The sequence below is a fragment of the Chitinophaga sp. H8 genome (genome assembly GCF_040567655.1).
Lineage (GTDB): Bacteria > Bacteroidota > Bacteroidia > Chitinophagales > Chitinophagaceae > Chitinophaga > Chitinophaga defluvii.
Genome location: NZ_JBEXAC010000001.1, coordinates 3121416 through 3141833, shown reverse-complemented (window position 1 = coordinate 3141833; position 20418 = coordinate 3121416). Strand labels below are relative to the sequence as shown.

At 43.3% G+C, this 20418-nt stretch carries 22 protein-coding genes; 12 read left to right on the top strand and 10 right to left on the bottom strand.

Annotated elements, in window-relative coordinates:
- Nucleotides 1-117 precede the first annotated feature (117 nt).
- Nucleotides 118-630: a hypothetical protein gene (locus ABR189_RS11910; RefSeq protein WP_354660718.1), complete on the top strand. Its 513-nt coding sequence runs from the start codon at nucleotides 118-120 to the stop codon at nucleotides 628-630.
- Between the two features lie 9 nt (nucleotides 631-639).
- On the opposite strand, the gene ABR189_RS11905 is transcribed toward ABR189_RS11910, so the two are convergent.
- Nucleotides 640-1785, bottom strand: a complete 1146-nt coding sequence (locus tag ABR189_RS11905; RefSeq protein WP_354660717.1) for a trans-sulfuration enzyme family protein — start codon at nucleotides 1783-1785, stop codon at nucleotides 640-642.
- A gap of 117 nt (nucleotides 1786-1902) precedes the next feature.
- On the opposite strand from ABR189_RS11905, the gene ABR189_RS11900 reads away from it, so the two are divergent.
- A complete protein-coding gene (locus ABR189_RS11900; protein WP_354660716.1) occupies nucleotides 1903-3333 on the top strand; it encodes an aminotransferase-like domain-containing protein in 1431 nt (476 codons plus the stop codon).
- Nucleotides 3334-3408: 75 nt separating this feature from the next.
- Entirely contained in the window at nucleotides 3409-3927 is a 519-nt protein-coding gene (locus ABR189_RS11895; RefSeq protein WP_354660715.1) for a hypothetical protein, read from the top strand.
- A gap of 69 nt (nucleotides 3928-3996) precedes the next feature.
- Here ABR189_RS11895 and ABR189_RS11890 read toward each other — a convergent pair whose 3' ends face one another.
- The 3 genes from ABR189_RS11890 to ABR189_RS11880 form a co-directional block, all read right to left on the bottom strand.
- Nucleotides 3997-4413 carry a hypothetical protein gene (locus ABR189_RS11890; RefSeq protein ID WP_354660714.1) on the bottom strand — a complete coding sequence of 139 codons (417 nt, stop codon included), beginning with the start codon at nucleotides 4411-4413 and terminating at the stop codon, nucleotides 3997-3999.
- A gap of 139 nt (nucleotides 4414-4552) precedes the next feature.
- A complete protein-coding gene (locus ABR189_RS11885) occupies nucleotides 4553-5191 on the bottom strand; it encodes an NAD(P)-dependent oxidoreductase (RefSeq protein ID WP_354660713.1) in 639 nt (212 codons plus the stop codon).
- A 71-nt stretch (nucleotides 5192-5262) separates the two neighbouring features.
- On the bottom strand, nucleotides 5263-6078 hold the full coding sequence (locus tag ABR189_RS11880) for a DUF6597 domain-containing transcriptional factor (RefSeq protein ID WP_354660712.1): 816 nt from the start codon (nucleotides 6076-6078) through the stop codon (nucleotides 5263-5265).
- Nucleotides 6079-6245: 167 nt separating this feature from the next.
- On the opposite strand from ABR189_RS11880, the gene ABR189_RS11875 reads away from it, so the two are divergent.
- Nucleotides 6246-6704, top strand: a complete 459-nt coding sequence (locus tag ABR189_RS11875) for a DoxX family protein (protein ID WP_354660711.1) — start codon at nucleotides 6246-6248, stop codon at nucleotides 6702-6704.
- A gap of 56 nt (nucleotides 6705-6760) precedes the next feature.
- Here the strand turns inward: ABR189_RS11875 and ABR189_RS11870 are convergent, their stop codons facing one another.
- The 4 genes from ABR189_RS11870 to ABR189_RS11855 all read right to left on the bottom strand — a co-directional run bounded on the left by ABR189_RS11870 (nucleotide 6761) and on the right by ABR189_RS11855 (nucleotide 9030).
- Nucleotides 6761-7309 carry a DUF4199 domain-containing protein gene (locus tag ABR189_RS11870; protein WP_354660710.1) on the bottom strand — a complete coding sequence of 183 codons (549 nt, stop codon included), beginning with the start codon at nucleotides 7307-7309 and terminating at the stop codon, nucleotides 6761-6763.
- Between the two features lie 106 nt (nucleotides 7310-7415).
- Nucleotides 7416-7886 (bottom strand): response regulator transcription factor, encoded by a 471-nt coding sequence (locus ABR189_RS11865; protein ID WP_354660709.1) that lies wholly within the window; start codon nucleotides 7884-7886, stop codon nucleotides 7416-7418.
- 78 nt (nucleotides 7887-7964) lie between these two features.
- Nucleotides 7965-8570: an NADPH-dependent FMN reductase gene (locus ABR189_RS11860; protein ID WP_354660708.1), complete on the bottom strand. Its 606-nt coding sequence runs from the start codon at nucleotides 8568-8570 to the stop codon at nucleotides 7965-7967.
- 28 nt (nucleotides 8571-8598) lie between these two features.
- Complete coding sequence (locus ABR189_RS11855) at nucleotides 8599-9030, bottom strand: SRPBCC family protein (RefSeq protein ID WP_354660707.1); 432 nt, start codon at nucleotides 9028-9030, stop codon at nucleotides 8599-8601.
- A 253-nt stretch (nucleotides 9031-9283) separates the two neighbouring features.
- Here ABR189_RS11855 and ABR189_RS11850 point away from each other — a divergent pair, with 253 nt between their 5' ends.
- The 4 genes from ABR189_RS11850 to ABR189_RS11835 all read left to right on the top strand — a co-directional run bounded on the left by ABR189_RS11850 (nucleotide 9284) and on the right by ABR189_RS11835 (nucleotide 12365).
- The gene (locus ABR189_RS11850) at nucleotides 9284-9982 is read left to right on the top strand and encodes an HAD family hydrolase (protein ID WP_354660706.1); all 699 of its coding nucleotides are present in this window, start codon (nucleotides 9284-9286) and stop codon (nucleotides 9980-9982) included.
- Nucleotides 9979-10602, top strand: a complete 624-nt coding sequence (locus ABR189_RS11845; RefSeq protein ID WP_354660705.1) for a CatA-like O-acetyltransferase — start codon at nucleotides 9979-9981, stop codon at nucleotides 10600-10602. Before ABR189_RS11850 ends, ABR189_RS11845 begins: the two co-directional genes overlap by 4 nt.
- Before the next feature lie 35 nt (nucleotides 10603-10637).
- Nucleotides 10638-10985 carry a TfoX/Sxy family protein gene (locus ABR189_RS11840; protein ID WP_354660704.1) on the top strand — a complete coding sequence of 116 codons (348 nt, stop codon included), beginning with the start codon at nucleotides 10638-10640 and terminating at the stop codon, nucleotides 10983-10985.
- Between the two features lie 138 nt (nucleotides 10986-11123).
- The gene (locus tag ABR189_RS11835; RefSeq protein WP_354660703.1) at nucleotides 11124-12365 is read left to right on the top strand and encodes a DEAD/DEAH box helicase; all 1242 of its coding nucleotides are present in this window, start codon (nucleotides 11124-11126) and stop codon (nucleotides 12363-12365) included.
- 50 nt (nucleotides 12366-12415) lie between these two features.
- On the opposite strand, the gene ABR189_RS11830 is transcribed toward ABR189_RS11835, so the two are convergent.
- Nucleotides 12416-13480: a sialidase family protein gene (locus ABR189_RS11830; RefSeq protein WP_354660702.1), complete on the bottom strand. Its 1065-nt coding sequence runs from the start codon at nucleotides 13478-13480 to the stop codon at nucleotides 12416-12418.
- Nucleotides 13481-13555: 75 nt separating this feature from the next.
- Between ABR189_RS11830 and ABR189_RS11825 the strand changes: the two genes are divergently transcribed.
- Entirely contained in the window at nucleotides 13556-14128 is a 573-nt protein-coding gene (locus ABR189_RS11825) for a hypothetical protein (RefSeq protein ID WP_354660701.1), read from the top strand.
- A gap of 266 nt (nucleotides 14129-14394) precedes the next feature.
- The gene (locus ABR189_RS11820) at nucleotides 14395-16944 is read left to right on the top strand and encodes a phosphocholine-specific phospholipase C (protein WP_354660700.1); all 2550 of its coding nucleotides are present in this window, start codon (nucleotides 14395-14397) and stop codon (nucleotides 16942-16944) included.
- 84 nt (nucleotides 16945-17028) lie between these two features.
- Here the strand turns inward: ABR189_RS11820 and ABR189_RS11815 are convergent, their stop codons facing one another.
- Nucleotides 17029-18315 carry an alginate export family protein gene (locus ABR189_RS11815; protein ID WP_354660699.1) on the bottom strand — a complete coding sequence of 429 codons (1287 nt, stop codon included), beginning with the start codon at nucleotides 18313-18315 and terminating at the stop codon, nucleotides 17029-17031.
- Between the two features lie 294 nt (nucleotides 18316-18609).
- Here ABR189_RS11815 and ABR189_RS11810 point away from each other — a divergent pair, with 294 nt between their 5' ends.
- Together ABR189_RS11810 and ABR189_RS11805 are read left to right on the top strand one after the other, a co-directional pair.
- On the top strand, nucleotides 18610-19845 hold the full coding sequence (locus tag ABR189_RS11810) for an ROK family transcriptional regulator (RefSeq protein ID WP_354660698.1): 1236 nt from the start codon (nucleotides 18610-18612) through the stop codon (nucleotides 19843-19845).
- Between the two features lie 27 nt (nucleotides 19846-19872).
- Nucleotides 19873-20418: an RNA polymerase sigma factor gene (locus ABR189_RS11805; protein ID WP_354660697.1), complete on the top strand. Its 546-nt coding sequence runs from the start codon at nucleotides 19873-19875 to the stop codon at nucleotides 20416-20418.

The window sequence follows — 20418 nt, the reverse complement described above, 5'->3', positions numbered from 1 at the left end:
GGTAAATGTAGTTAAATGGCTACATATTTTTTTATTATCCGGTATTCAACAATGGAATAACCTTGCTGCTATTGATATTCAGACCAGAAATAAAATAAATACCTGTAACTTTCCGCCATGAAAATGAGCCATTATCTGCAGCAGGGAAAATCAGAGAACTATCAGGATGCGGAAACAAAGGGGCTACTAAAAGCAGGTGAAGTGGCTGCATTATTGTCCAAAAAATTCCATGCAAAAATTACAGCAAAAGAGCTGGAGATATTTGCCACCGAATGGCATCATGCAGGCGTGTTTAAAAGCGGCCATTCCTTGCGGGGCAGAAAGGTCTACTTTTTTACGGCTAAGGCCATCGAGCTGATTACCCTGGATAAGATACTGGCCAACCGGCAACTGGTGAGCAGGAAAACTCCTGTGGATACCAAGCCGGTAAAGGGCTGGTATGTACAGTATTTCAGGATGACGGACCCGGTAAGCCGGAGAATGTATAATAAACCTTTTGTAGGGATCTACGAAGGCCCGGCGCATAAAGCCCCCAGGGGATTTAAACCCTTGCCGGATGAGGCTTTTGCGGAAGCACAGCGCCAGCGTGGCAGGGAAATAAAAGCAGGAGAGCAGGTAAAGTTTACCTAGCCCTGCCTGTTAATGCATGGCCTTTGATATGGCGGTATCAATATCTGTTATCAGATCATCCACATTTTCAATACCCACAGACAAACGTAGCAGATTATCTTTTATTCCCAGTTCCTGCCGCTGGGCTGGCGTTAATCCCCGGTGGGAAGTAACGGCAGGTGCGCAGATAAGACTTTCTACCCCTCCCAGGCTTAGTGCAGGACTGATGATCCGGAGTGCTTTTAAGAAAGCCGGGATTTTTTCAGCCGGGATATCCAGCTCAAAAGACAGCATGCCCCCAAAACCAGTCATCTGTTCGCAGGCGATAGCATAACCGGGGTGCGAAGGTAGCCCGGGATAATAAACTTGTCTGGTCAGAGGCTGGGCAGACAGATATTCCGCCAGTTTAAACGCATTTTCATTCTGGCGTTGTACTCTTAATGCCAGCGTTTTAAGGCTTCTTTCCACCAGGTAACATTCGTAAGGAGACAGTGACCCACCATATAGCTTTGCGGTGGCGTGGATCCTCGCTTTATGCGCTTCGCTGGCCGATATCAGTACGCCAAAGGGCAGGTCATTATGCCCACCCAGGTATTTGGTGCCACTATGCACAGAGATATCGATGCCATGTAACAGTGGTAACTGATTAATGGGAGAAGCAAAAGTGTTGTCTACAATTGTAATCGCACCATGTGCTTTAGCCAGTGCTGCAATCTCTTTGAGGGGTACTATACTGAGCAGTGGATTTGCAGGTGTTTCAATGTAAATAACTTTTGTATTGGGTTGCAGGAGGGCTTTAAACTGCTCCGGTGAATGGGCGGCATAACTGCAGGAGATCCCTCTTTTAGGCAGCTCTTCTTCTGCCAGGCGGAAGGTGCCGCCGTACAGGTCCCGGCAGAAAATAATATGATCATGCTGGCCGGCAAAAGAGAGGATAGCCGTACTGATAGCTGCCATACCTGAGCTGAATGGCATGCCCCAATTGCCCTGTTCCAGCTGTGCCATAATCTTTCCTACCCGCTGCTGGTTATAGGTAGAATAAAAACCCGGATACCGTAGTTCGGCTGCATCCTGGTAATCATAGGCAGCAGAAAGGAATACCGGGGCGGTAACAGCGCCTTTACTATCTTCTTCCAGCTCCACCGGGTGGATGCATCGTGTTTCTAATTTTTTCATAAGCCTTATTTCAGAGAACCCCGGCAAGTTAATGAATTGTGTAGCATATATGCCATGAACAAGGTATCTTTAGCATACAGCTATTGAAATTGTAAATTTACCTGGTACAGTGAGTGCATGAAACATTACAAGTACGAAGCTATTGCAGCTGAAATTGAAGAACATATTATTGCTGGAAGATACCGGCCCGGCGATAGGTTGCCGTCTATCCGGATATTGAAAGAGAAGTTTAATACCAGCATCAGCACGATACAAAATGCCTACGATTATCTTTTAGCCAAAGGGCTGGTGGAGAGTTTGTTGAAGTCAGGGTATTACGTAAGTGCCAGTGCCCACCAGCATCAGGAAAACACGCCGGTCAAAAGTAAGCCGGTAATTGTACGGGATGCGGTGTTTAAACATCATCTGTCTGCTATCACCACCTGGAACCAGCAGAGAAACGCTTTTTCCGAGTTTAATGTGGCAGCGGCAGGGGATGCTTTTATCCCGCAAAAACTGGTATTACGTACCATGCAGCAGGTAATCAGGTCACAGGGAATTGGACTGCTGAGATATTACCCTGCTAATGGCGCCTTCCATTTAAGGGAGCAGATTGTTCGGAGAGCTGCACAGTATCACACGGGATTGCATGCCGGAGAACTGATTATAACAGATGGTGCTTTGCAGGCGCTGTATATTGCCCTGGCATCGGTATGCGCTCCGGGAGATGTGGTAGCATTGGAAAGCCCGTGTATCTTCTCTATACTGGAAGTAATCAGGATGCTAAAGCTGAAAGTAGTGGAGATACCAGTGGATGTTAATAACGGATTTGATATTGATTATTTAAAGAAGGTTTGTACAAAACACACGGTAAAGGCGATTGTAGTAACGCCTAACTTTCATAACCCCACAGGAACGTTGTTGTCAAACGATCAGAAAAAATATTTACTTCACCTGGCACAATTGCATCAGATAGTGTTGATAGAAAATGATGTATACGGCGACCTGAACTTCACGGAGCAGCGGCCCTGTAATATAAAGGCTTTTGATGACAGTGGGCTGGTAATGACTTATACCTCTTACTCCAAATCTTTAGCAGCTGGTGTCAGGCTGGGCTGGTTGTCGGCAGGCAGATTTTTTCACCGGGCGGAACAGCTCAAATTTGCAATAGGCAGTACCGTGGCGCCCATCTATCAGGAAACTGTAGGAGCATTGCTGCAATCAAACAGTTATGACAGGCATATCCGGTCGTTCCGTATGCAGCTGGCCAAACAGGCTTATCATACGCTGGGCTTGCTGGCTTCTGCTTTCCCGCCCGGTACCCGCATCAGTACTCCAAAAGGAGGATACAATATGTGGGTACAAATGGATGCCAGGGTAGATATGACCGCTTTTTACAGCTATTGTGAAAAGGCGGGTATCCGCTTTACGCCAGGATATACTTTTTCATTTGCACAGGTGTATCATCATTTTTTCAGGGTAGTGTTTGCAGACAAGTATTCGCGGACCAAAGAAAAAGCGATCCGGCTTGCCGGACAAACCGCACATACCCTCATCTGTACCGATTAGTTTTTTGCATTGTGTACCGGTATCCCTACCCGGAATCTGCCTAATTTTATCATTCAATTTAAAAGAAGGATTAAAATGGGAGCAGAGATCATAACAAAATTCAGGGTAGCCTCTGATGAAACGGTGAGCCAGTTGTTACACCTGATAACTACCAGTGCGGAGGAAAGGTTTTCAAAGACCCTTACACCGGCAGCTTTAACGCAATATCTCTCCAACAGATATACGCCTAAAACATTGGTGGATCAAATCAATAATTTCGCTAATCAGTGGTTGATCACATATGTGGATGGGGTGCCTGCGGGATATGCTTTTTTAACTTCCAGAGGACCTGTACAGGAAGGGTATGCAGGAAAAAAAGTAGTACATCTGGTAGATTTTGAAATATTACATGCATACGCTGATACAGTGGCCAGGCAATCATTAATTGAAAAGTGTATGGCTACCTACAAAGGGTTTGAGGCAATGTGGCTGGTTACTCAACGTGATCATCCTTTAACTACATTTCTGGAAACGCAGGGCTTTGTAAAAGGAAGAGAAGCCGTTGATTTTAATGGAGTGCCGGTACCTGCGGTGTACTTGGTGAAAGAGATATAGTGATGATCAGAAAAGAGAAGCGCCTTATCTGTAGATAAGACGCTTGCACTTTTTTACTGAATTTTCTTATTATAAGTTTTTACAAGACTTCTCTATCTTATAGCTTTTAAACTTTTTTCCAGCACCATATTCAATCTTTATCATTCCTGATGCAGTAGCTCCGGCAGATAGATTGGCGGATACCGGTAATGGTGAGGTTTCTTCGTAGTTTGTATTGTCAGTAGTAGTGACAGTTGCTTTTACCATAATCATTTTTGCACCCTCTGTGATATCATAATTTGTAGTGGAAGTGTTTTTGATATCAAATGTTACAAAAACCGTATTGCTACTTGGATAATCTTCCACTTTCGTTTGCGTCATGGTAATCTGATCTGCTAAGCAGGCACCCTGGCCTGGTTGTGGGTTATTGTCTTTTTTACTGCATGCGGAGAGCACTGTCATACTAACGCCAATGGATAAAAGCAATGCTTTTTTCATCATTTTCATGTTTCCGTTTTAGGTTTAATATTTAAGATATGGGTTTTAGAGATACTAAAAATTGTGCCAATTAATAGTAATCCGGGGCGCAAATATAGATATTTATATCTTTTAAGATCACTTAAACGGCTATCTTTTCATACAGGCGTTAGTAAGATAGCCCAGGTGTTTTACGGAGGTAGGTATCCGTTGTTAATTGTTTCAGCATAAATTCAGCTACATCGGCGCGGGAAATTTTTACCTTAAGGTGAGGGGCTGCCGGTGAAAACCCATGCTGATAAGTACCGGTACGTACCCCATCTGTCAGGTTGCCGGGGCGTACAATTACCCAGTCCAGCTGGCTCCGTTTGATATGTTCTTCCTGTAGGGCATGGTCTGCAAATCCTTTTTTTAAGATAAAGGGGACAATCAGGTATTTAAAATAAAAGGGAGTACTGTCCAGCACCTTGCGGCTATCGCCATAACCCAGGGATGTTTGACACACCAAACGCCTGACACCTGTTTTTTGCATGGCGAGGATGATATTTTGTGTGCCTTGCGACCGTATTTTACCTATTTTATTCGCTGGTGAACCGATAGCAGATAGTACTGCTTCCTGATCTTTCACAGCATGTTCCACCGCAACGGGGTCTAATATATCTCCCTGAAAAACGGACAGTTGCGGGTGCCTGAGTTGAAATTTTGCAGGGTTGCGTACAAAAGCTTTTACAGTATGTCCCTGTGCCAGGGCTTGTTCTACCAGTTGGGTGCCGGTACCTCCGGAGGCGCCAAAAATAATTACTTTCATGGGTCATTTGTTTTATGACTCAAAATTAGTGGCGTCATACGGGTTAAAATAGAATAAAACCGACAGCCGGGCTATTGAGTAAGCTGGGAGAAGTTTTCCATTACTTCAATGGATGTTTTCTGGTATTGAAAAGGGGAGCAGCCCGCAAATTCCTTGAATGAACGTATAAAATGGGATTGATCTGCATAATCATTGCCAAAAGCAATATCTGAGAGTTTATCATAGGTATTGTTTCTCAGTTGGTCCAGGGATGCCTGGAATCGGGAGATCCTGGAGAATAATTTAGGAGAAATGCCTATGTATTGTTTAAACTTACGCTCGAAACTCCTTTCGGAGAGTTGTAATTTTTCGTGCAGTTCTTTCAGAGGAATGCTGCCTTTTGTTTGAAGTATGCTGAATAAGGCATATTGCATGGCCTCATCAGTACGATGGCTGTTTTTTCTGATCAGAAAAAGCAGGTAAGCGGAAATAATGCCGATCCGGTCTGCGGGAGCAGTGGTGCCGGCAAGTTGTTCTGCCAGGTAATAGCCTTGTTTTAAGGCCATTTCATCGAGGTTGAGACAGGTATTGGTGAGGATTTCCGCATTAAATCCGAAGATAGATTTAAGTGCGTTGGGATAAAAATAAATCCCTATGGTACTAAATTTTCCGGCAATACGTATTTCTGCGTGCCTGGTGGCCTGCCCATATAAAAAAATTCCCGGGAGCTGCTTGCTATTCTGATATAATACCCCTTCATCCGGGTGCTGGAAAATAAGACCAGGACATCCATCCGCCATCGTCCGGAAAGAAGTAGCTGCCGGGTCGGCAGCATGGCTTTCCAATACCCAGTAATACCGGATATAATCCTTAAGTGATGCAGGCGGTGGTATTTGCTGGTAAATCATAATGCCTCCCTGTATGGTTACTGAAATAAACAGATGTACTATAAAGATACAAATGTTTCATATGTGCTGAGAATATTAAAAATGCAAACATTTGATTCAGGGAATGTGTTGCTATACTATACACTGCTGTGTATAAGCAAATAAATCTTTACTTAAATCCAGTTAAAATGGCCTCAATAATTGATCAGAACTGGTTCCGGAAACCAGGCACGTCCAATACCGTTGCTATTGTACTGTTGGTGTTACGTATAGTAGCAGGTGCAGCTTTCGTTTTTCATGGCTGGCAAAAGATTCAGCAACCAGCTTCCTGGGTACCCCCGGGCGGACCAGTAGAGATACCGGGTGTTTTCCAGTTCCTCGCTGCTGTTGCCGAATTTTTAGGAGGTATTGCCTGGGTGCTGGGGATAGTTACACCGGCAGCATCCCTGGGCATTGCCTGTACAATGATGGTAGCCCTTTATTTTCACCTGATTGTATTTGGAGATGCTTTTGTAAACTTAGCAGGAGGATCTTCTTTTGAACTCCCTATGGTGTATCTGTCTATCGCGCTTGTATTGCTGGTACTGGGGCCGGGAAAGTTCTCCATGGACTATCTGATATTTGGAGAGCGGGACAAGACAATATAAAAAGGGGTGAAAATGGCATATAGCACTGCCATTTTCAGCCCCTTCTCAGGAAACTATTAATTAGCAGGCTGCAAATGACCGGGTTGCTTCTTTTTTAATATCAGGGCACTGATCACTGTAATGAGGATACCTATTGGAAAAATCTCCGCATAGGTAATCAGTATCACCATCAGCGGATTTTTATACAGCTCCTTAAAATTGGCCATTTCTTTAGCCTTCGCTGTCAGCTCAGCAGCCGTAGCGCCATCTTTTTGGGCGGCTTTGAGCACCTGCGCTGTATACCGGTCCATGAAATCGGGCACAAAGAGATAGTAGTCTATCAGCCATACAATTACGTAAACACTGGAAGCAATCAGGGTAATATACAACCCTATTTTAAAGGCCTTTCCAAAAGTGATCACCCCATTATTGTATTTGTCCCTGAAGTTCCTGATCCCCACAAATATGAGGGAAAAAGCTATGATCATGGCTGCATAGCCAAGTACTTTGTTGCCTTCAAAATCCGGGTTGCCATAACAGGCAGCAACAGTCACCACCATCATGATGGTAATAATAAGTCCGGAGATAAGGCCGAAGGTCAGTACATTTTTTTTCATCGGTTTCATATGGTAGCGTTTAGGCTCAAAATTGATGAATAACGCGCTTTTTCCGGTCATACTTTAGGATGATTTTGGGACTAAACCGGATATTTGTACTTAAGTATTATTATTGTTATGGTATGATACTCAGTCTTTTAGCTTTGTCGATTGCCTGGGTCCTGCGCTTTACGTCCATTTTTTCGAAGAGATTGGAGGAATGCGTTTTAACGGTGCTTAAAGAAACAAACAAACGGGCGGCAATTTCCTGGTTACTCAATCCTTCCGCCATTAGTTGCAATACTTCCAGTTCCCGGGTGCTTAATCCTGTTTTAGCAAGCTCATTTTCATTGAGCATGAAATTGACAGGAGGCTCCTGTATATATACTTCTTTTTCAATGATGATGGTTTTTACTTTGGGACGGGTGAGTTTTAATGCCAGCCAGATACCCAATGCAGTAAAAATGAGGGCGATGGCACCAATATAAATTTCAAAGGCATGGTCAATGATCAGCAGCCGCAACTCCAGCCATTTAAGTAAAAACAGCAGTATTGCCAAAGACATGCCATAAAGGATGGCATGCTTATTTTTTACGAAAAAATTCATGACCATACAGGTATTATTGAGATAAGGGTTACTGGGGTAAAATTAAGTTATTTCCCCGGTATGGGAATGCCTGAAGCCTTATCTGGCAGAAGGTGCTGGTAAATACACAGGAACACCATTCCCGGTAATAACATCCGTGAAAGCATGGATGAGTTTGTTCACCTGGAAGAGGGTGTCCGGATCCGTTATTTTTCCCGCTTTACTTACTTTGGTTTTAACGGAGGATACCACCAGTTGCATTTCGTCCGTTATTTTAGATTCAATGATTAAAAGGGTACCCAACAGGGCTTTGTGTGCAGTGATGCCAGAAGTGGCGGCAGTGATCAGCGCTACTGGTTTTTGAGAGAAGTCCATACTGGAAACGGTCCAGTCAAGCGCATTTTTCAAGGTTCCCGGCACACCAACCGCATATTCGGGGGTACATATCAGTACCCCATCCGCTGCTTGTAATTGCTGACGGAAATTTACTACGGCCGGTGGTGCATTTTCTGTGTCCAGGTCCAGATCCGGATTAAAATGAGGAAGTACAGACAATCCTTCAAAAATGGTGATGGAAAAGCGGTCGGCCGTCAGATCAGCAATGGCTTTTATCAGATCAAGATTGGAGGATTGCGCTCTTGTACTTCCTGAGATGGCTAGAATATTTATCTTATTATTATGGGTAAGCAGTGGCGGTTGAGTCATACTCAAATGTAGGATACCCTCCTTGTTTTTAAGCTGCTTTTTCCAGGAATGGTTTTAACGAAGTATCCAGAATCTGTGTCCAGCCCTGTACAAAGTTTCCTTTAACCAGATCAGGATTGCTGGTTGGGAAGGTATCCAGTCCGGCATGTGTGAGCTTCAGTTTGGTTTTATCTCCATCCGGAAATAATTCAAAGGTGACAAAGGAGTTGCCTTCATAACCATCATACCGCCAGCTGTAAGTCAGTTTTTTACCTGGGACTACCTCCGTTACTTTGCAAAGATGAAGGTATTGTTTGGGATCATCTCCCGCCGTAAACTGGAATTCATATCCTACTTCGGGTTTAAACCCCGGCAGATTAAAATACCATTGTTGCATATCATTACTATCAGTGATGGCCTTCCATACCCTTGCTACCGGAGCGTTAAAGGTGCGCTCAAATACTACAGGTTCATTTTTCATGTTACTTAGTTTTTGATGATGGATGATGATTATTTGGGTGCTGGTACACCGTTTCCTCATGAGGGAAACGGATCATGTAACCATTCGGTTGTAAATATATGTGAAACCATTCGGTTACGCAAATATTTTTGTATTTACGGCTTAAACTGATACCATCGCTCCTTATTTGATTTTATCCCAAAAGACTTACATTTGGAGCTTTGACATAACCCTCCATTCAAAGTTGATCAACAATTAAGCTGTTTAAATTATCATGAATAAGGACCGGATAAAAGTAATCGCATTTGATGCTGATGATACCCTGTGGGTAAATGAGCCGTTTTTTCAGGAAACAGAGCGGAAATTCTGTACCCTGCTGGAAGATTTTATACCGCATCATAATGTGTCCCAGGAGTTGTTTAAAACAGAAATGGCTAATCTGTCACTGTATGGATATGGTGTCAAAGGGTTTATGCTTTCCATGATTGAAACCGCCTTGCGGGTATCAGATAAGAAAATGAGCGCGGATGTGATAGTGAAAGCCATTGAGTATGGCAAGGAATTATTGGAGCGGCCTATTGAAATGCTGGAAGGGGTAGAAGCGGTATTACAGGCGCTTAAAAAAGAATACCGCCTGGTAGTGGCTACCAAAGGTGATTTACTGGACCAGGAGCGGAAACTTAAGAAGTCCGGACTGGCACATTATTTCCATCATATTGAAATCATGAGTGATAAACAGCAGGCAGATTATACCAAATTAATCAGGCACCTGGATATTGCACCGGAATCTTTTTTGATGGTCGGCAATTCATTAAAGTCTGATGTCATCCCTGTATTGGAAATCGGCGGATATGGTATCCACATACCTTATCATACTACCTGGGAGCATGAGCAGGTGGTACAAACGATTACACACGAACGTTTTAAACAAGTACAAACAATCACTGATATTTTACCGGAATTATTATCATGAAAAAGATACTGGATATAACTACCTGGCCCAGAAAGGCGCACTATGAATTTTTTAAACAATTTGAAGAACCTTTTTTTGGAGTTTGTGTATCGGTAGACTGCACCAAGGCTTATCATACTGCCAAAGAACAGGGGCATTCCTTTTTCCTCTGGTATCTGCACAAATCATTGGCTGCGGCAAATGCGATTGCGCCATTCCGGTACAGGATCATAGATGATATCATTTATGAATACGAAGTGGTGCATGCATCACCTACCATTAACCGTCCGGATGGCACTTTTGGGTTTGCCTATATGGATTACCATCCGCAGTTTACCGACTTTGCAACGGCTGCACAGCTGGAAATAGACCAGGTACAGGCTACCACCGGTTTGATACCTGCCAATAGCGGAGAAAATGTGATTCATTATTCTTCCATGCCATGGATCGATTTTACATCGTTGTCGCATGCCCGGAGTTTTTCCTTTAAGGACTGTATTCCAAAAATATCTTTTGGCAAGATGAAAGAGGTGCATGGTAAAAAGGTAATGTCTGTTTCCATACATGTACATCATGGATTGATGGACGGATATCATGTAGGACAGTTTATAGATCATTTTCAGCAGCTGCTGAATGCGTAGGCAAGTATTTATTTTCAGATTTAAAATCCTGTTTTATGTCTTATGATGAAAAGCTTACTGACAATATCCGGGAGCTGATAGCTGATACGGGCAGAAAGGTAGAGGAGAAAAAGATGTTCGGTGGTTTGTGTTTTATGGTAGATGATAAAATGTGTGTAGGGGTGAATACGGGCCGGATAATGTTGCGTTTGGATCCTGCGCTCAATGAAACGGTGCTGGAAGAGGAAGGATGTACCCCAATGGTGCATGGAGGCCGCATGATGAAAGGCTATGTATATGTAAGTGAATCCGTGCTGACCACCAGGAAACGGCTGGCGTATTGGATAAACCTGGCATTGGCTTTTAACCTGATAGCCCAGCCGGCAAAGAAGAAGAAGAAATAATATGCTGTACCCCGGCATGAACGGGTATAGATTGCCTGCTGGCAGGAAACCCCACATAGAAAGATACTTCCGCTGATTACGGGCCAAATTTTTACCTTTGTGGCCCTAAGCATAATGCTTCAGGATCAAAGACCGAACATGAAATTTGAACAGTACCGCATTTCCGAAGAGATAAAAAGGAGTTTGGAAGAGCTGGGTTTTAAAAAACCTACAGACATTCAGTACAAGGCAATTCCTTCCATTTTAAATGGAGATGATGTATTGGCTATCGCACAAACCGGTACCGGTAAAACAGCTGCTTTTGCTATCCCGGTACTACATATGTTGCAGCGCCAGCGTACTACCAAAATTCCCGGGCAGGTAAAATGCCTCGTGATGGTGCCTACCAGGGAACTGGCTATTCAGATAGCAGAAGTATTTATACAAATCGCCAGATATACAAAGCTCAAAATACTGGGTTTGTTCGGCGGGGTAGATCAGGACCCGCAGATCAAAAAGCTGGAAAAGGGGGTAGACGTTCTTATCGCTACACCCGGCCGGATGTTTGACCTTATTAACCAGCAGCATATTGATTTAAGCCGGGTAGAGATACTCATCCTGGATGAAGCGGATCATATGCTGGCACTGGGATTTATCAAAGATATACGGGATGTGATGAAGTTCCTGCCGCGTAAACATCAAACGCTGTTCTTCTCCGCTACTATTGATAAAGACATTAAAGACCTGGCTTATTCCATTGTAACTAATCCCATACGCATACAGATCTCTCCACAGGATCCGGTGTCCAAAAATGTAACCCATTCAGTGGCCTATGTGAAAATGGATGACAAACGTTTCTTCCTGGAGCGTATGGCTAAAGAATTCCCGGAAAGTAAGATCCTGGTTTTTGTACGTACCAAAGTACGGGCAGAAAGAGTGTTTAACGCAATGCAGCGGGTAGGGGTGGAAACACTTACCATGCATGGTGGAAAAGAACAGGACGACCGCCTGCAGGTAATGAAGGAATTCAAAAAGGGCGACGTGAAAATATTGATTGCTACTGATGTGAGTGCCCGTGGTATTGATATTCCCAATGTTGATTATGTAGTAAACTATGATTTACCGGATGTACCGGAGAACTATGTGCATCGGGTAGGTCGTACAGGACGTGGTGTACAGAAAGGAAAAGCAGTTTCATTCTGTAGTGACGAGGAAAAACCGGTACTGAAAGAAATTGAAAAATTCCTGGGCAAGGAAATACAGGAGATGAAAATTGAAAAGGATGAATACCGTGAAACCATCAGCTTTTCGGAAGATACCCCTAATGATAACTGGCAACTCCTGATTGACCAGCATGAAAATAGCCTCCGGGAACAGAAAAGAAAAAAGAAAAAGAGATAAACTGCCGGTATAATACCTGCAGCCTATCTCTTTCCTTTTTATCAGTATAATTATTTAAGGCGGAGTTCCACAAATTTTACGTTACGGCGGTGATAGGTATAAGTAATATACAGGTGTCCGTTTTTACCCTGTATGATAGCCGGATAACTGAATTCTCCCTTGGGTACGTTTTCCAGTTCATATACGTCTGTCCAGTTTTCTCCATCCTTGGAAACAGCTACATTCAGCACATTACGGCCATCAGAATTTTTACTGTTTACAGTAGGATTGTATACCATGGCTTGCAGGCCGTTTTTCAGCGTTACCCCATCAATACCCGAATTGGGGTTTTTTACATGGAGCGCGGTTAAAGGAGACCAGGTTTTACCATTATCATCCGACCAGGTTTGAACAATCACCTTTTGCAGACTCCTGTTGATCATCTGCAGCCGGCCGTCGGGATAAGTTAAGATACTTGGTTGAATAACACCATAGTCACCGCAATCGATTTCCGTTTTGGACCAATTATGACCGGTACTGTCAGATTTCTCCACATGAATTTTCCATATTTTACCCTTTACGCTTTCCCAGCTGGAGGGATGCAGTATATCGCCATTGGCCAGCTGAATAGGTTTATTTTTGATGGGGCCGAGTATGCCTTCCGGCAGTTTCTCTGCCTTGGACCAGGACTGGCCATTATCTGTACTATATTTCATTTCCCCCCACCATTGTGACGGTCTGGGGCCTACTTTATAGAACAAGAGCACCTTACCGGTAGCAGTGGTTAATAACACCGGATTCCAGCATGGATAACGCGTCCCGGCATCAATGATACCATCGGCTACCTGTACAGGAGGTGCCCATTTTCCATCTTTTTTTTCTGACGTCCATATACATACGTCTTTATTTCCTTCATCTGTACCACCAAACCAGGTAGCCAGGAGGCGCCCGTTGGGTAATTCAGTAATGGAAGATGCATGGGACGACGGGAAAGGTGGTTTGTCCATAATCAGTTCTGACTTTACCAGTACTGCTTTTGCTGCTTTTCCTGTTTGCGCATAGGATTGCCTGTTAGGTACAGTCAATGCAATCATCAGGAGGGCCAAAGGCCATTTGGAAGATAGTTTAGGGATCATGAGCGTTAAGATAATAAATTATTGATTTATTTTTAAATTTATAGGATAACCCTTATTGACCGTAATATTAATAAGATGGAAGCATTTAGCCACGTTAAAGTTGTTATTGGTATAATGTTGGGATTGAGTATCCGGCATTTATTAAATGGTGCCATCAAATTTATACAGCATCCAGGCAGAAGTAAGCCCTACTGGATACACCTGTTATGGAGCTTCTATGTCTTTTTACTGCTGATTCATTTCTGGTGGTGGGAAATTCATTTAAGTGCCATAAAGCACTGGACATTCCCGGCCTATTTCTTTATAGTAATATATATCGGGATCTATTACACATTGTGTGCCCTGCTGTACCCGGATGATGTAAAGGAGTATGATGGATTTGAAGCATACTATTATTCCAGGAAGAACTGGTTTTTTGGGGTATTGGCAATTTGTTTCCTGGCCGATTTCGTTGATACCTGGATAAAAGGGAATGATTATTTTTTAATGCAGCAGCTAGAATATCCCATCCGGAATATTGCGCATATTATATTATGCCTGGTAGCGATGAAAGTAAACAATAAAACCTTTCACGCCTGGCTGGTGATCCTGGCTATCCTTTACGAATTGTCTTTTATCCTCAGATTATTCATGGTAGAATCTGTTTAAGGCACGCAGAATCCTGGGAATAGTGTATGTGGGACCTTTCTAAATTGACGGTGATAGTTTTTTATCATTCATCATTCATTTCTTGATTTCTTCATTTCTTTTTTTATTTTTCAAGTCATAACTGGTTACATTTAAGTAATAAGAGCAAATTAGTCCCGTACCTGTACACGTTAACATTCGTTTAATTCTCTGTTACACCATGCGGGAATCCATTAAAAAGAGAGATTTTACTATACTTTTATAAATTATCACGCTGGTAAAAGATTATGGATACAAGAAGAGATTTTATTAAAAAAGCAGCGCTGCTATCTGGCGCTACAGGCATCTTTAGCGCTTTGCCTGCTTCCATTCAGAAAGCATTAGCCATTGATCCTAAGGTAGGTAGTACTTACCTGGATGCAGAGCATGTGGTATTCCTGATGCAGGAAAACCGCTCGTTTGATCATTGTTATGGTGCATTAAGAGGAGTACGTGGATTTAATGATCCCCGCGCCATTACGTTGCCTAATAAGAACCTGGTATGGCTGCAATCCAATGAGCAGGGAGAAACCTTTGTTCCTTTCCGCATGGATTTCAAGGAGTCAAAATCTACCTGGATGAGTTCATTGCCGCATTCCTGGGAAAACCAGGTAGATGCGAGAAATGAAGGTAAATATGATAAGTGGTTGGTGGCCAAGCGGTCTGGCAACAGAGACTATGCTAAGATCCCTTTAACACTGGGGCATTATACCCGGGAGGATATTCCGTTTTATTATGCTTTTGCAGATGCATTTACCGTATGTGATCAGAATTTCTGTTCTTCTTTAACAGGTACTACGCCTAACCGGCTTTATTTCTGGTCTGGTACTATCCGAGCTGAAAAAAGCGGTAACGTAAAAGCTAATGTATGGAACTCCGATGTGGATTATGGATCAGAAGCAAGCTGGACTACCTTTCCGGAGCGCCTGGAAGATAATAATATATCTTGGAGGATTTATCAGAACGAAATCAGCCTGGATACCGGACTGGAAGGAGAAGAAGATTCATGGCTGGCCAACTTTACCGACAATCCGATTGAGTGGTTTACCCAATACCGGGTAGGTTTTCATCCTACTCACTATACTTACCTGCAAAAAAGGGGAGAACAATTACCTGCGGAAATAGCAGCATTGGAAAAAAGCATTCCGGCTATGGAAGAAGGTAGTAAGGCCAAAGCTGAGGCAGTTAAACAACTGGAACAGAAAAAGAAGAGCTTGCTGGTAGTAAAAGACAGGCTCAAACGGTTCAGTCCGGAAGAGTTTGCAAAATTACCGCAGCGGGAAAGGAACTTATGTGAAAAGGCCTTTACTACCAATAAAAATGATCCTGATTATCGCAAGCTGACCACCTTAAGCTATAAAGATGGTTACATGGACCGGGAGCTGCAGGTGCCTAAAGGAGATGTACTGCACCAGTTTCGTCATGATGTTAATAATGGGAAATTGCCTACCGTGTCCTGGCTGGTAGCACCATGTAATTTCTCTGATCATCCGGGAGCTCCCTGGTATGGAGCATGGTATGTATCTGAAGTGCTGGATATCCTTACCAAAAATCCGGAAGTATGGAAGAAAACCATCTTTATCCTGGCATATGATGAAAATGATGGTGATTTTGACCACGTACCTCCATTTGTAGCACCGCATCCGCAGAGAACAGATACTGGTAAGGTATCGGCAGGTATCGATACTGCAGCAGAATATGTGATGAAAAAAGATGGACCTCGGGAGAGTCCTATTGGTCTTGGATATCGTGTACCCCTGGTAGTGGCATCGCCCTGGAGCCGTGGGGGATGGGTAAACTCTGAGGTGTTTGATCATACCTCTTCGTTGCAATTCCTGGAAGGCTTTTTGAATAAAAAATTTGGCAAGAAAATAGAAGAATCCAATATCACTGACTGGCGTCGTACGGTATGTGGTGACCTGACCTCTATCTTCCGGCCATATAATGGTGAAAAGATGGAAGTGCCTCCCTTCCCGGATAAAGAGGTATTTTACCAGACAGTGCATAAGGCGAAGTTCAAGGATGTGCCATCAAATTATAAGATACTCAACGCGGAGGAAATCGCACAAATTAACCGCAATCCGCATGCATCACCTTTGATGTCCAAGCAGGAAAAAGGTATCCGCTCATCCTGTGCATTACCTTATCAGTTATATGTAGATGGTAAATTAAGTGCCGACAAACAGCACTTTGAGATGAAGTTTGAAGCACGTGATGAAGTATTTGGAAAACGTACGATGGGATCGCCGTTTAATGTATATGCACCGGGTAATTTTATGGTGCAGCACCCCGGCAAGGAAGCTGCATATGAAGCTGCCAGGGCATGGGCCTATGCCGTAAAGGCAGGAGATGCACTGGCAGATACCTGGAAGGTAAGCGATTTTGAAGATGGGAATTATCACCTCCGCGCATATGGACCTAATGGCTTTTTCAGAGAGTTTAAAGGAAACAGCCAAGATCCTGCAGTAGATATTTCCTTTGAATACAGTCGCCACAAACTACATAAAAATACACTTACCGGTAATGTGGAGATCAGGTTGACGAACCTGGATAGCAAGCAGAAGGTAACCGTGGAGATCAAAGACAATGCTTATAAAAAAGGTACTGTTACGAAGGTGCTGAATGTAGCGAAGTCGGCCGGAAGCCAGGCCAGCATTATGCTGGAGTTGGGTAACAGTTACGGCTGGTACGACTGCAGTGTAAGAATAGCAGGAAATAAGGACTTTGAAAAACGTTATGCAGGTCGTGTAGAAACAGGCAAGGCAAGCTTTAGTGACCCTGCCATGGGAAATATTTAGACAACAGTAATATGCAAAGTAAAGGCTTTATGCAAACCGCATAAAGCCTTTATTGTTTTGAAGTGTAACAGGGCTGAGCTGCAACTATTTTTTGATATGGAGAAAGGTAGGGGTAATATTGACGGCCAGCCATCCCCAGGTACTTAATTTGTTTTTATCCCCTCCAGCTACTGTTTGTAAGGTAGCAGTACCTGAGAGTACTGAAAAGCCTCCCTGAACATTCACTACGGGAGAGAGTCTATAACCCGCTACGATGTCTGCTTCCATACCAAGATATCTGTTGAGCTGATCACCGTTTTTATCCACTACTTTAACCATGGTATTGAAGAGATGTAAGCCTGCTTCTATGCTGAATGGATCCGGCATGTAAACAGCGGTGGTGTAAATGTCATGTAAACCTGCATTATCTTTATATCGCCCGCCTACGTAAAAAAAATCGAGGTAACCATTGAACTTGTGATTGGTACCATACAGCGGATTGAAGGACCTATTTTCCCCTTGTGCAGTTGTAGTGGCAGCAGTGCCTGAAAGTATTTCTGTTCCGAGGGTTACCTGCCATTTATCTGGTTTGACAACAGCTTCAGCAATAAGATCATATGCACTTAAGGTATGGTGAACATCATCTTTTCCACCTTGGTAATATCCTTCCATGTTAAATCCCAATAGCGCTTTACGGAATTCCATACGGGCACCTATAGTTTGGCTATAAGCAACAGCGCGGCCCGCAGCTCCTGTTTGGGAAGAGTCTTTAGTATATTCCATCCCGTTATTAAGAAAGAGCAGGCTGATGGTTATATGGCTTATTTTTTTATTGAGCCAGAGGAACTGCAGGTTCTTATAATTCCTGATTGTATATATTTCCTTACGTAAGCTTTCCTTACCTGCGCTTAATGCATAACCGGCTTTTAAGTTAAATACCCCGCTGTAATTAAGTAATATCGCATCATGAGAGCGGGCTTGCTGTGCCCAGTCAAGATTACCTAAAATACGGGCATTGTCCAGGTTGATTTCCTGCCGTCCTAATTTAAGGTCCCATTCCGGAGAAAAAAGGATGGCGGCCCATCCTTCATGGATACCAAAGTTGTTGTTTTCTTCCAGGGTAGTTTGCGGATGGTCTCCCCATACTCTTATATCCTGCAGGCTCAATCCAAACTTTACTTTATTGCCGGCATCATTATACAGAAAATTCAACCGGGTCCTTCCAGAGATGAAAGCAGCTGTTTGGTCAGCAGCCGGAGCCGAAGGACGTAGTTGGCCAAAACCATTCCGTACTTCCAGCCGTGGCCGTAATTGTCCGTCTATCTTAAATTCCTGTGCATACAATATGCTGCTGATACCAGACATGATAAAGAGGAGTAGTAATTTATGCATAGTCCCTGATTTAGAATATGAAGGTAGAACCAGGTGGTTTTCTATTCAATGATGCCTGTCATGATCTGAATATTTTTACTCACCGGAAAAACTGATAATTGTTAGCCTGGTCTGCCCGAAAGGGCTTTTTCCGGTTTTCTATTCTCAAAAGCTTATTTTATAATTTTTTTTAAAAAGATTGCGTTTGTTTAAATAATATATTATTTTGGATGATATAATGAAGAAAAGGCTTCTTCGATAGCAAAACTGTAAGCCTGCGCAACTAAATGTGCGCAACTAAATGGAAATAAAAAAATGGGTAGTGGCCAAACTTTTTTTGAGGAATTAGGGAATGAGAATATCAGCGGGGTGGCATACAAGAACCTGAATCTTAAAAAAAAGATCATTGCGTGGTTTGCCAATGTGGGGAATGCTACGATCACCGACTTAAGTAAAGAACTGAATGCCAGCTCTCCTAAGGTAACCAATCTGCTGACAGAGCTTGCCCAGGAAGGGCTCATTCAGGATTATGGCAAAATTGATTCAGTCAGTGGCCGCCGCCCTAATTTATACGGCCTTACGCCTGATGCCGGATTTTTTATAGGGGTGGAGGTGCAGAAATATCATATCAACCTGGGATTACTGGATTTTAAAAGGAATCTGGTCACTTTTAAAGGTAAGGTACCTTATACACTGGAAAACTCTCCCGCTTCGCTGGATGCCTTGTGTAGCATCATTCAGGAATTTATGGGAGAGCTGCCCGTCAGTAAGCAGAAAATACTGGGGGTAGGGCTGAATCTGACAGGAAGGATCAACTATGCCACGGGATATAGTTACAGTTTTTTTTACTTCAATGAAGAGCCACTCAGCAAAGTAATAGAGTCCCGGCTGGGCGTGCGTACATTCCTGGAAAATGATTCCCGGGCAATGGCATACGGTGAATTCTGCTGTGGCATTGTAAATACAGAGAAAAATGTGCTGTATATCAACCTGGATCATGGCATTGGCATGGGGGTAATGATCAACGGGCAGCTGTATTACGGCAAGTCCGGCTTTTCCGGCGAATTTGGCCACATTCCTTTTTTTGATAATGAGCTGATCTGTCATTGTGGAAAAAAGGGATGCCTGGAAACAGAGGCCTCCGGGATAGCCCTTTTGCGCAACTTCGGGGAAAAGCTGAGAGAAGGGGTTTCCTCTGTTATCGTAACGCAGCATGGGATAAAGCCGGAAGAAATAACCCTGGAAGATATTGTGCATGCCGCCAATAATGATGATATGCTGGCGATTGAACTGATAGCAGAAGTAGGGGAGAAATTGGGAAAAGGGATTGCTATGCTGATTAATCTTTTTAATCCTGAAATGGTGATATTAGGGGGTTGTATGGCTACTACAGGGGATTATATCAGATTACCGGTAAAGAATGCGATCAACCGGTATTCATTGAGCCTGGTAAATAATGATACGCAACTGGCATTTTCACGGCTGGGAGAAAAAGCTGGTATCATAGGCGCCTGTTTGCTGGTAAGGAATAAATTGCTGGCACTGGCATAAAGCAGTATTAAGTCAACCATTATTATTATGTCACTGAAAGAGAAGGACGACCTACAACTGATGACGTTAATGAAAGCAGACTATATCCCCGCTTTCAACGAACTTTACGAAAGGTATTGGGAAAATGTATTTGATGCGGCATTCAGGAAAACACAGGATATAGAATTGTCTAAAGATATTGTACACGATATCTTCCTGGCAATATGGGATAAGCGTACCCAGCTACAGATCCATAAAACATTGGGAGGCTACCTTTATCAATCTCTGCAGAATAAGATAATTGACATAAAACGCAAGGAAGTTTGCCAACAAAAGCACCAGCATACACAAATATACAATGCGGTTACGGACGAAAATGAAAGTCTGCACGCTTTTACTACCAAAGAGTTGCAAAAGGCGCTGGTGCTGGAGATAAATAATATGCCTGCCAGGGTGCGGGAAGTGTTTAAGCTAAGCAGGGAAGAGCAGATGAGCATCCGGGAAATTGCTTTGCACCTGTCCTTATCTCCGCAAACAGTGAAAAATCAACTTAGTTACGCATTAAAGCAATTGCGAAGCAGGTTATTGTCCTGA

Bases quoted from the DNA above. Each gene is read 5' to 3' on its own strand.
- ABR189_RS11860 (WP_354660708.1), bottom strand. From the start codon at position 8,570: ATGACTCAACCGCCACTGCTTACCCATAATAATAAGATAAATATTCTA.
- ABR189_RS11890 (WP_354660714.1), bottom strand. From the start codon at position 4,413: ATGAAAATGATGAAAAAAGCATTGCTTTTATCCATTGGCGTTAGTATG.
- ABR189_RS11845 (WP_354660705.1), top strand. From the start codon at position 9,979: ATGAAAAAGATACTGGATATAACTACCTGGCCCAGAAAGGCGCACTAT.
- ABR189_RS11865 (WP_354660709.1), bottom strand. From the start codon at position 7,886: ATGAATTTTTTCGTAAAAAATAAGCATGCCATCCTTTATGGCATGTCT.
- ABR189_RS11835 (WP_354660703.1), top strand. From the start codon at position 11,124: ATGAAATTTGAACAGTACCGCATTTCCGAAGAGATAAAAAGGAGTTTG.
- ABR189_RS11840 (WP_354660704.1), top strand. From the start codon at position 10,638: ATGTCTTATGATGAAAAGCTTACTGACAATATCCGGGAGCTGATAGCT.
- ABR189_RS11910 (WP_354660718.1), top strand. From the start codon at position 118: ATGAAAATGAGCCATTATCTGCAGCAGGGAAAATCAGAGAACTATCAG.
- ABR189_RS11855 (WP_354660707.1), bottom strand. From the start codon at position 9,030: ATGAAAAATGAACCTGTAGTATTTGAGCGCACCTTTAACGCTCCGGTA.
- ABR189_RS11895 (WP_354660715.1), top strand. From the start codon at position 3,409: ATGGGAGCAGAGATCATAACAAAATTCAGGGTAGCCTCTGATGAAACG.
- ABR189_RS11850 (WP_354660706.1), top strand. From the start codon at position 9,284: ATGAATAAGGACCGGATAAAAGTAATCGCATTTGATGCTGATGATACC.
- ABR189_RS11900 (WP_354660716.1), top strand. From the start codon at position 1,903: ATGAAACATTACAAGTACGAAGCTATTGCAGCTGAAATTGAAGAACAT.
- ABR189_RS11905 (WP_354660717.1), bottom strand. From the start codon at position 1,785: ATGAAAAAATTAGAAACACGATGCATCCACCCGGTGGAGCTGGAAGAA.
- ABR189_RS11830 (WP_354660702.1), bottom strand. From the start codon at position 13,480: ATGATCCCTAAACTATCTTCCAAATGGCCTTTGGCCCTCCTGATGATT.
- ABR189_RS11875 (WP_354660711.1), top strand. From the start codon at position 6,246: ATGGCCTCAATAATTGATCAGAACTGGTTCCGGAAACCAGGCACGTCC.
- ABR189_RS11825 (WP_354660701.1), top strand. From the start codon at position 13,556: ATGGAAGCATTTAGCCACGTTAAAGTTGTTATTGGTATAATGTTGGGA.
- ABR189_RS11880 (WP_354660712.1), bottom strand. From the start codon at position 6,078: ATGATTTACCAGCAAATACCACCGCCTGCATCACTTAAGGATTATATC.
- ABR189_RS11820 (WP_354660700.1), top strand. From the start codon at position 14,395: ATGGATACAAGAAGAGATTTTATTAAAAAAGCAGCGCTGCTATCTGGC.
- ABR189_RS11870 (WP_354660710.1), bottom strand. From the start codon at position 7,309: ATGAAACCGATGAAAAAAAATGTACTGACCTTCGGCCTTATCTCCGGA.
- ABR189_RS11885 (WP_354660713.1), bottom strand. From the start codon at position 5,191: ATGAAAGTAATTATTTTTGGCGCCTCCGGAGGTACCGGCACCCAACTG.
- ABR189_RS11815 (WP_354660699.1), bottom strand. From the start codon at position 18,315: ATGCATAAATTACTACTCCTCTTTATCATGTCTGGTATCAGCAGCATA.
- ABR189_RS11810 (WP_354660698.1), top strand. From the start codon at position 18,610: ATGGGTAGTGGCCAAACTTTTTTTGAGGAATTAGGGAATGAGAATATC.
- ABR189_RS11805 (WP_354660697.1), top strand. From the start codon at position 19,873: ATGTCACTGAAAGAGAAGGACGACCTACAACTGATGACGTTAATGAAA.